This window comes from Pseudohongiella nitratireducens, assembly GCF_001642735.1.
GTDB lineage: Bacteria > Pseudomonadota > Gammaproteobacteria > Pseudomonadales > Pseudohongiellaceae > Pseudohongiella > Pseudohongiella nitratireducens.
Window position 1 is genome coordinate 36288 of the sequence record NZ_LWHM01000018.1, and the last position, 9067, is coordinate 45354.

Sequence of the window (9067 nt, forward strand, 5' to 3'; positions counted from 1 at the left end):
AAGAGGAACCCCGACATCTTTAGCCGGGGTTCCCGAAACTGGGTTTGAATGAGTTATAGCATTACCTATCCGCCGCAGCTGCCGGTCAGCGAGCGGCGTGAAGAGATTGCGCGTGCCATACGTGACAATCAGGTGGTTGTCGTCGCCGGTGAAACCGGCTCTGGTAAAACCACCCAACTTCCCAAAATTTGCCTGGAACTGGGACTGGCCGAGAACGGACGTATTGGCCATACACAGCCCAGGCGTCTGGCTGCCCGTTCGGTTGCCGACCGCATCGCTGAAGAGCTTGGTGTGGAACTTGGCAAAGAAGTGGGCTACCAGGTGCGTTTTAGCGATCACAGTAGCCAGTCTACCTGCATTAAACTGATGACAGACGGCATCCTGCTGGCAGAAATCCAGCGCGACCGGATGCTAAAGCAGTACTCGACCATCATTATCGATGAAGCGCATGAGCGCAGTCTGAATATCGATTTTCTGATGGGCTATCTGTCGCGGCTGTTACCCAAACGACCGGACCTTAAAATTGTCATCACCTCGGCAACCATTGATGTAGATAAATTCTCTAGGCATTTCCGCGATGCTCCCGTTATCAGTGTTTCCGGACGATCCTATCCGGTCGACATTGTTTATCTGGATCCGGCGCAGCAGGGGGAAGAGGTTGCGGGGGAAGAGGGCGAGGGCGAAAAAAATAACACCGCCAAAAGTGTAGCCCACAAGAATACTGCGAATGATAATGATGATGATCCCTTGATGACCGGGGTCATGACGGCGCTGAGATCTATTCGTCAGCATGAGCGCGAGCAGCGGAGTGGCCCGGGCGATGTGCTGGTTTTCTTAAGCGGTGAGCGTGATATCCGCGAACTGGCCCTGGCCTTGCGCAAAAAGCAGCTCGCCGATACTGAGATTTTGCCCCTGTACGCGCGACTTTCAGCTAAAGAGCAGCAGCGCATTTTTGCTGAACATCGTGGTCGGCGGATTGTCCTGGCGACCAATCTGGCAGAAACCTCGCTGACCGTCCCGGGCATTCGTTATGTAATAGATAGCGGTCTGGCGCGTATCAGCCGCTATAGTGTACAGAGCAAAGTCCAGCGATTGCCCATCGAGCCCATCTCCCAGGCCAGCGCCAATCAGCGAGCCGGTCGTTGTGGGCGTGTCGCCCCCGGCATCTGCTATCGCCTGTATAGCGAAGACGATTTCAACAGCCGCACCGAATTTACCGATCCGGAAATCATGCGTACCAATCTCAGCGCGGTTATCCTGCAGATGCAGTTGCTGCGACTGGGTGATATTTACCAGTTTCCTTTTATTGATCCACCGGAGCGCAGGGCCGTTAATGATGGCTATCGTTTGCTGCAGGAACTGGGGGCGCTGGATGAAAACCGCCAGATTAACAACAAAGGCCGACAAATGGCGCGCATGCCGGTTGATCCACGCCTGGCAGCCATGTTGCTGGAAGCCAATGATCAGGCCTGCCTGGCGGAACTGTTGGTCATTGTCAGCGCGTTAAGTGTTCAGGACCCGCGAGATACGCCAGCCGATAAACGCGATGCCGCCAGAGAGCAGCATCGCAAATATGCTCACCCGGAATCAGACTTCCTCGGTTGGTTGTTACTGTGGAACGATGTCGAGAACCAGCGCCAGGAACTGTCGCAGAGCCAGTTCCGCAAATTCTGCAAAAGCAGCTTTTTGTCTTGGCTGCGATTACGAGAATGGCGCGAGACGCACCGTCAGTTATTGCTGGCGTGTAACCAGTCAGGCATGAAAGCCAATCGTAAACCGGACTGGGATGAGGAGACCATCAAGGGGCTCTACGAATCAATTCATCGCAGTATTCTGGCCGGCTCCCTGAACCAGTTGGGACAAAAACTCAAGGATGGTCAGTATCTGGGCAGCCGTGGCAGAAAGTTCAGCATTTTCCCGGCTTCGGCACTGTTCAAACGATTACCCAAATGGATAGTCAGCGCCGAATTGATTGAGACCAGTCGCCTGTTTGCTACCCAGGCGGCACGTATCGAGCCCGAGTGGGCAGAACAGGCCGGACAGCACCTGATTAAACGTGAGTATTTCGAGGCACACTGGTCGCGTCGTCGTGGTGAAGTGATGGCCTATGAGCGAGTCACGCTGTTTGGGTTGCGCTTGGTGGAAAAACGCAGGGTATCCTACTCCTCGATTGATCCGCATGCGGCCCGTACACTTTTTATCCGGGAAGGACTGTTAACCGGTCAGGTCAATCTCAAAGCACCGTTTTACCGTCACAATCAGCGTTTGATCCGCGAGATCAAAGCTCAGGAAGAGAAAGAGCGCCGCCCTGATATTCTGGTCAGTGAAGATCAGTTGTTTGATTTTTACGATCAACGTATGCCTGAAAATATTACCGGACAGGCTGCACTTGATCGCTGGAGCCGGAAACAGAAGAACCCCGGACAAACGCCTTTACACATGCAGAAAACCGATGTGCAGGCGCGCGAAATCAGTGAAGAAACCCAGCGGGCTTTCCCGGACCAGGCTGCCGTGCACCATAACCAGCTCAAACTGGACTACCGCTTTGATCCGGGCCAGCAGGATGATGGTGTCAGCATGACTGTGCCGTTGGCTTTGCTGCCGCAACTGACACAGGAAGATATCGACTGGTCAGTGCCCGGGCTGTTAAAAGAGCGTTGTATTGCCATTGTTAAAAGTTTACCCAAGGGTGAGCGAAAAAAGCTGGTGCCGGTACCGGAGTTTGTCCAGCAGGCCCTTGCCAATGTGAGGGTGGAAGATAAACCGCCGCTTCTGACATTGCTGAGAGAGCAGGCCAAACGTCTGCGGCAGGTCGATTTACCACCTGACGCCTGGCAAGAAACCAACGTGCCAGAACATCTCAGGCCCACTATCAAACTGCTGGGTGACGACGGCAAACTGCTCAAGGCCAGCCAGAACCTGAAGGCGCTTAAGAAACAGTTTAGTAAAGAGACAGCAAGCCATCAGCAGAACATGCCCAGACATGAGCTGGAATGCTCTGGCATCAAGGATTGGGAATTTGGCGAACTGCCACATTCAGTCACCATGGAATACGGTATTACCTTTGTCCGTTATCCTGCTATATGTGATGACGGCGACAGCGTTTCTGTGACCTTGATGGAAACGGCGTCAAAGGCAGAACAAGTCACTGCAAAAGGGCTGGCCAGGCTGTATGCCTTGCGAACCCCGCAGCAGCGGCAAATGATCGGCAAACAGTTCGCTACTGTCGCCAAAGCACTTGGGCTGAAACTGATTGCCCAGGCCAATGATTGGCAGGAACATGCCTTGATCAGCTGCTATCGGCTTCAGTTTGCTACCAGTTCCGATGTACCGCGCACCAAGGCAGAGTTTGAATCCCGATTGTCACGAGGGCGGGCAGGGCTGGTGGATACGGCAGAGCGGCTGGGTCGTATCCTTAAAAACAGCATTGATCAGCGATTTGCCATTCGTTCCCGGTTACGGGATATGTCATCGCGTTTTCCAGAGAATGTCGCGGATATAGAGGAACAACTGGATTACCTGTTCCCCGATGATTTCCCGCAAGGGGTACCCGAACATAGTCTGTCTCAGTATCCGCGCTACCTGAAAGCGATAGAGTCGCGTCTGGAGAAATTACCGGCGCAGCCCGAAAAAGATGCTGACTCGGCTAAAGCCGTCAGTCGTCTGTTCAAATCATGGTTAGCCCAGGGGGGAGCGGGCAATGATGCGCTCAGTGATTTTGGTTGGCGTTTGCAGGAATTACGGGTTTCCTTGTTTGCTCAGCAACTTGGAACCCAATATCCGGTGTCGATAAAGCGTTTGCAGAAACGATTGGATGCTGCCCAATCGGGGGATATTCATGCGTAATGCATTCTGCGATAATACGGCACCCTGAACGAACTTGAGGCAGTATTGCCAGGTTTGAATCTATGAAGTATCGCTCTGTGCTCGCCAGCCTGCCTTTCATGGTTAGTCTGACGTTCAGTTCTACCGTCGCTGCCCAGCAGACTGAAGATCCGTTGGCGCCGATCAATATGCGTATTCATGCGTTTAACGACTATATGGATAAGCATCTGTTGCGTCCGGTGGCTGTTGGCTATCGCCGTTACATGCCAGCACCAGTGCGCACAGGTGTTGATAATTTTTTTAGTAATATCGATGACATAGGGGTATTTGCTAACAACATACTGCAAGGTAAGTTTGGTGATGCCGCCTCGGATACGGGACGAATTGTTATCAACACCACCATCGGTATTGTTGGCGTGCTTGATTTGGCATCAAAAGCCGGACTGCACAAGCATAATGAGGATTTTGGTCAGACTTTGGGTGCCTGGGGCATCAAGTCAGGACCTTACATCGTCATCCCTTTCTTTGGCCCCAGCACGTTCCGGGATGCTTTCGGACTGGGTGTTGATACCGCCACAAATCCCCTGAATTACCAGGATAATGTGCGTTTGCGCAACTCGGCGTTTGTGCTTGACCAGATCAACCGACGAGGCGAGGCACTGGTAGGAGAGTCCCTGTTGATGGGGGACCCGTACATCTTTATGCGTGAAGCGTATTTGCAGCAGCGCGCCTATGATGTCAGTGATGGTGAAGCCGAGGAAGAAGAGTGGGATGATGGCTGGGAAGGCTGGGATTAAGGTTTAACTTAATCCCTTGGCTTCTCGGGCGCGCAGTTTCGCTTTTATGAAATCACTGTGTGATACGTAGATCAGGTCTGCCGTTTTGCGAATCACCATTTCCTCGTATTTATCCAGGTGTTTGTCGCTGTAGGCGATCAGCCAGAGGTTCTCAATCAGTCGGATCCGTTCCGGGTGGTCATACTGTTCACAAATCAGGCTGGTGAACTCATACAGGGAAACAGACTTTGTGGCGCGCTCTTCAGCCAGCGCCAGCAGTTCATCAGCCTCGCTGTCCGATAGCGACATCTGTGTTTGCATAATCTCCCGCAACTGTGCCACTTCCGCGTCACTGACGTCATGATCTGTCCGGATCAATTCAAACATCAAAGCAGCACTGGCGATTTGCAGCCGGTGCGCCTGGTGCTCGCTGCTTTCGTTTTCGGGGACGCTGAGATGTTTATCCATGAAGGATTTCAGGTGACTAAGCATGCTGCACTCCTGTCTGCAATTGCGTGGATTGTTCGGCGGGCGTGACCATGTTTTCAGCGTCTGCCTGCTGTTGTCGCTCAATGGCGGCTTCCGCCAGTGCGACAGCATCCTCGAGTACGCTGATACTGGCGCCTTTGCGGTGAGCGTTCTCGCTAAGGTGGCGCCGGAACAGCCGTCCGCCTGGCTGGCCTTTGTAAAGCCCCAGGATATGGCGAGTCATGTGCTGCAGGGCGGTGCCTGAAGCGAGCTGGTCAGCCACATAGGCCAGATATTTCTTCATCACTTCCTGTCGGGCAGGAACAGCCTCAATGCTGCCAAAGATGTCCTGATCGACGCTGGCCAGAATATAGGGGTTCTGATAGGCCTCGCGCCCCATCATCACGCCATCAACCTTATCCAGCTGAGCCTGGCATGCTGCCAGGGTTTTAAGGCCGCCATTGATGCTGATTTTCAGCTCAGGGTGACGTTCCTTAAGCCGGTGCACCCGCTCATATTTCAATGGGGGAACATCGCGATTTTCCTTGGGGCTGAGCCCGGCCAGAATCGCGATACGGGCATGCACGATAAAGGTGTCGCAACCGGCTTCCGCCACGGTATCGACAAAGCGCTGAAGAAAGGCTTCACTGTCGTGCTCATCAATACCGATGCGGGATTTTACAGTGACGGGAATATCACAGGCAGCCTGCATGCTTTTTACGCAGGCCGCGACTCGCTCAGGCTCTGCCATCAGACAGGCACCGAAGCTGCCGGACTGAACTCGGTCACTGGGGCAGCCGACATTGATATTCACTTCATCGTAGCCCCACTGTTGCGCCAGCTCGGCGCAGCGGGCCATGTCATCCGGCTCACTGCCGCCAAGTTGCAGGGCAACCGGGTGCTCCTCCCTGGAGAAATCCAGGTGTCGCGCGCGATCACCGTGGAGCAGGGCGCCAGTGGTGACCATCTCGGTATAGAGCAGGGCATGCCGGGTCAGCAGGCGCAGGAAATACCGTTCGTGCCTGTCAGTCCAGTCGAGCATGGGGGCGATGGAAAAACGATGTGGATCGATTCTGGTCATCCGGCCATTATAACAGCATGTCGACCTTAGCGTCCGGTGCGAATATCCTGTCCGCAGCGCTGATATGCAAGCAATTACGCGGACAGGACAACTGCTTCACGTTATAATCCGCGTCATTGTTGATTGGCAGATGCATTCATTGAAATCCAGTGTTAGCGTCTGCCAGAAGCCATTGTATTTTCCCGGGAGTATTATGACTCAAGTTCGAACCCGTATTGCCCCATCCCCAACGGGCGATCCCCATGTCGGTACAGCGTATATCGCTCTGTTTAACCGCAATTTTGCCAAGCAGCACAATGGTCAGTTTGTGCTGCGAATTGAAGATACCGACCAGACTCGCAGCACTGCAAAGTCAGAGACGGATATCCTCAATGCCTTGAAATGGCTGGGTCTGGACTGGGATGAAGGCCCGGACAATGGCGGTCCGCACGGACCCTATCGTCAAAGTCAGCGCAGTGATATCTACCGCGAGCATATCAATCAGTTGCTGGATAACGGCCAGGCCTTTCACTGTTTCTGCACGGCAGATCGCCTGAATGAAGTGCGTGCCGAACAAATGGCCAACAAACAGACTCCCGGCTATGACGGCCATTGTCTGTCATTGTCAAAAGAGGAGGTGAAAACCCGTCTCGACAACGGTGAGTCCTCAGTTATCCGCATGCGAGTCCCCACTGACGGTGAGTGTGTATTTAATGACCGTCTGCGTGGCGAGATTCGCATAAACTGGTCTCAGATTGATATGCAAGTACTGATGAAGTCTGACAATTTGCCGACCTATCATTTCGCCAACGTGGTTGATGATCACCTGATGGAAATCACCCATGTGATCCGTGGTGAGGAGTGGATCAACTCCACGCCCAAGCATATTCTGCTATACCAGCATTTTGGCTGGGACGTGCCGGAGTTCTGTCACATGCCGCTGCTGCGTAACCCTGACAAGAGCAAGCTGAGCAAGCGCAAGAACCCGACCAGTATCAATTACTATCGCGACATGGGCTATGTACCGGAAGCGGTAGTGAACTACCTGGGCATGATGGGCTGGACCATGCCAGATGGCCGTGAAATGTTCTCGGTGGATGAAATGATCGACCACTTTGATATTGATCGCGTCTCACTGGGCGGGCCGGTATTCGATGTTGAGAAGCTTAACTGGCTGAACGGCAAGTACCTGCGCGAGCGTTTTGATGACGAAGCCTTTATGCAGGCTTATGCGGAGTGGGCGTTTAACCCTGACAAGTTGAAAATGGTCGTTCCGCTGATCAAGGAGCGGGTCGAGCGCTTCAGTGATGTGATTCCTTTGGCCGGTTTCTTCCTCAGCGGCTCACTGCCGCTCTCAGAAGCCGATTTCGAGCATAAATCCCTGCAGCTGGAAGATTCCCGACGTCTGTTGCAATTTGCGCTGTGGACCTTTGAGGGGCTGCCTGCCTGGGAGCGCGAACATATCTCTGGCGCCTGCCAGAAACTGGCCGGGTTCGAGAGTCTGAAAATCCGTGAGGCATTGTTCCCGCTTTTTGTTGCCGTCACCGGCAAAGCCGTATCAGTGTCGGTGATTGACTCCATGACGGCCCTGGGGCTAGATGTCACTCGAGCACGTTTACGTGATGCCATAAACGTTCTGGGCGGTGTTTCCAAAAAAGAAGCCAAGCGGCTGGAGAAACAATATCGCGACTTTGACAGCTTCGATCCGGAAGCTTCATAACATCGGTCATAATGCGGCCCCATGTGCGGCATTAGTTGAAAGGGAGGCTGGGGCAAAAGTCCCAGTTTTTCCTTGACACCCCCGACCGGCATGCCTAAAATGCGCGGTCTCTGAGGGGCAGTCAGTCTTTCAGAACCCAGATTTTCGGGGCCTTAGCTCAGCTGGGAGAGCGCAACACTGGCAGTGTTGAGGTCAGCGGTTCGATCCCGCTAGGCTCCACCAAACAAACAAAAAACCCCGTGCCGCAAGGCATGGGGTTTTTTGTTTGTCTAATGATTCCTACGGGAGTGAGGCAAAGCCCCGGTTCACAAAATAGCAGGAGCTATTTTGAGCGCCCACCCCGCTCTGGCAGGATAGTTGACACCATCTACTTTTACCAGATGGGCGGATTGAGAATATGAGTGGCGCGATTTTCACAGGAGCGTAAGGAAGCAGTTTTGAGCCGGTTACTGCCGCCGTACAACATGACGGTATCGGATCTGGCAAAAGTTGAAGGCATCAGCGAAGCAACCCTTTATAATTGGCGCAAGCAAGCCAGATTAAGAGGACGCGCCGTGCCGGGGCCCAAACCAAATAACACAGACCAGTGGTCAGCTGAAGCAAAGCTGGCCACGGTGATAGAAACAGCCACGATGAGCGAGGCTCAGCTTAATGAGTATTGTCGCCAGAAAGGTCTGTTCGTCGAGCAGGTAAAGGCCTGGAAAGAAGCTTCGCTGGCCGGGTTCCAAAGTGCCGAGCAGCAGGATAAAACGCTCAAGCAGCAGTCAAAGGCGGATAAGCAGCAGATCAAAAAGCTTGAGAAGGAGCTGCGCCGTAAAGAGAAAGCACTGGCAGAAACCGCGGCGCTGCTGGTGCTGCGAAAAAAGCTGGATGCGCTCTGGGAGAACAACGACGCGGACGACTGACCGCGCTGCCAGAGCGCCTGATTATTATAGAATTGATACACGAAGCAGTAGGCAGCGGCGCGCGACTGCACAAGGCCTGTGCTGAGGCGCAGATCGGCCTTCGTACCTACCGACGCTGGTATCAGGACGGTCAGGTTCAGGCCGATCAGCGCCCCGAAGCCATGAGGCCAGCGCCGACGAACAAGCTCAGTGACCAGGAAAAAGAGCAGATCGTAAATTTGTGCAACCTGACGGCCTTTGTAGACCTGGCACCGACGCAGATCGTACCGGCATTGATGGACCAGGGCGTATATGTGGCATCGGAGTCCTCGTT

General features: G+C 53.7%; 5 protein-coding genes, 1 tRNA gene and 1 pseudogene. 5 read left to right on the forward strand and 2 right to left on the reverse strand.

Annotated features, from left to right (window positions below; all coding sequences use genetic code 11):
* Nucleotides 1–48: 48 nt before the first annotated feature.
* The gene (gene hrpA / locus PSCS_RS06805; protein WP_068811131.1) at nucleotides 49–3846 is read left to right on the forward strand and encodes an ATP-dependent RNA helicase HrpA; all 3798 of its coding nucleotides are present in this window, start codon (nucleotides 49–51) and stop codon (nucleotides 3844–3846) included.
* 62 nt (nucleotides 3847–3908) lie between these two features.
* Nucleotides 3909–4622 carry an MlaA family lipoprotein gene (locus PSCS_RS06810; RefSeq protein WP_068811133.1) on the forward strand — a complete coding sequence of 238 codons (714 nt, stop codon included), beginning with the start codon at nucleotides 3909–3911 and terminating at the stop codon, nucleotides 4620–4622.
* A gap of 3 nt (nucleotides 4623–4625) precedes the next feature.
* On the opposite strand, the gene PSCS_RS06815 is transcribed toward PSCS_RS06810, so the two are convergent.
* A complete protein-coding gene (locus PSCS_RS06815) occupies nucleotides 4626–5093 on the reverse strand; it encodes a tellurite resistance TerB family protein (protein WP_068811135.1) in 468 nt (155 codons plus the stop codon).
* Nucleotides 5086–6150 carry a tRNA dihydrouridine(20/20a) synthase DusA gene (dusA, locus tag PSCS_RS06820; RefSeq protein ID WP_068811138.1) on the reverse strand — a complete coding sequence of 355 codons (1065 nt, stop codon included), beginning with the start codon at nucleotides 6148–6150 and terminating at the stop codon, nucleotides 5086–5088. The genes PSCS_RS06815 and dusA overlap by 8 nt, the downstream gene beginning before the upstream one ends.
* A 193-nt stretch (nucleotides 6151–6343) precedes the next feature.
* Between dusA and gltX the strand changes: the two genes are divergently transcribed.
* From gltX to PSCS_RS16105, 3 genes and pseudogenes are all read left to right on the forward strand, one after another.
* Nucleotides 6344–7849: a glutamate--tRNA ligase gene (gene gltX / locus PSCS_RS06825; RefSeq protein WP_068811140.1), complete on the forward strand. Its 1506-nt coding sequence runs from the start codon at nucleotides 6344–6346 to the stop codon at nucleotides 7847–7849.
* Between the two features lie 146 nt (nucleotides 7850–7995).
* Nucleotides 7996–8071 (forward strand) — tRNA-Ala (locus PSCS_RS06830).
* A 179-nt stretch (nucleotides 8072–8250) separates the two neighbouring features.
* A pseudogene (locus PSCS_RS16105) lies at nucleotides 8251–9067 on the forward strand (transposase); the annotation flags it as partial.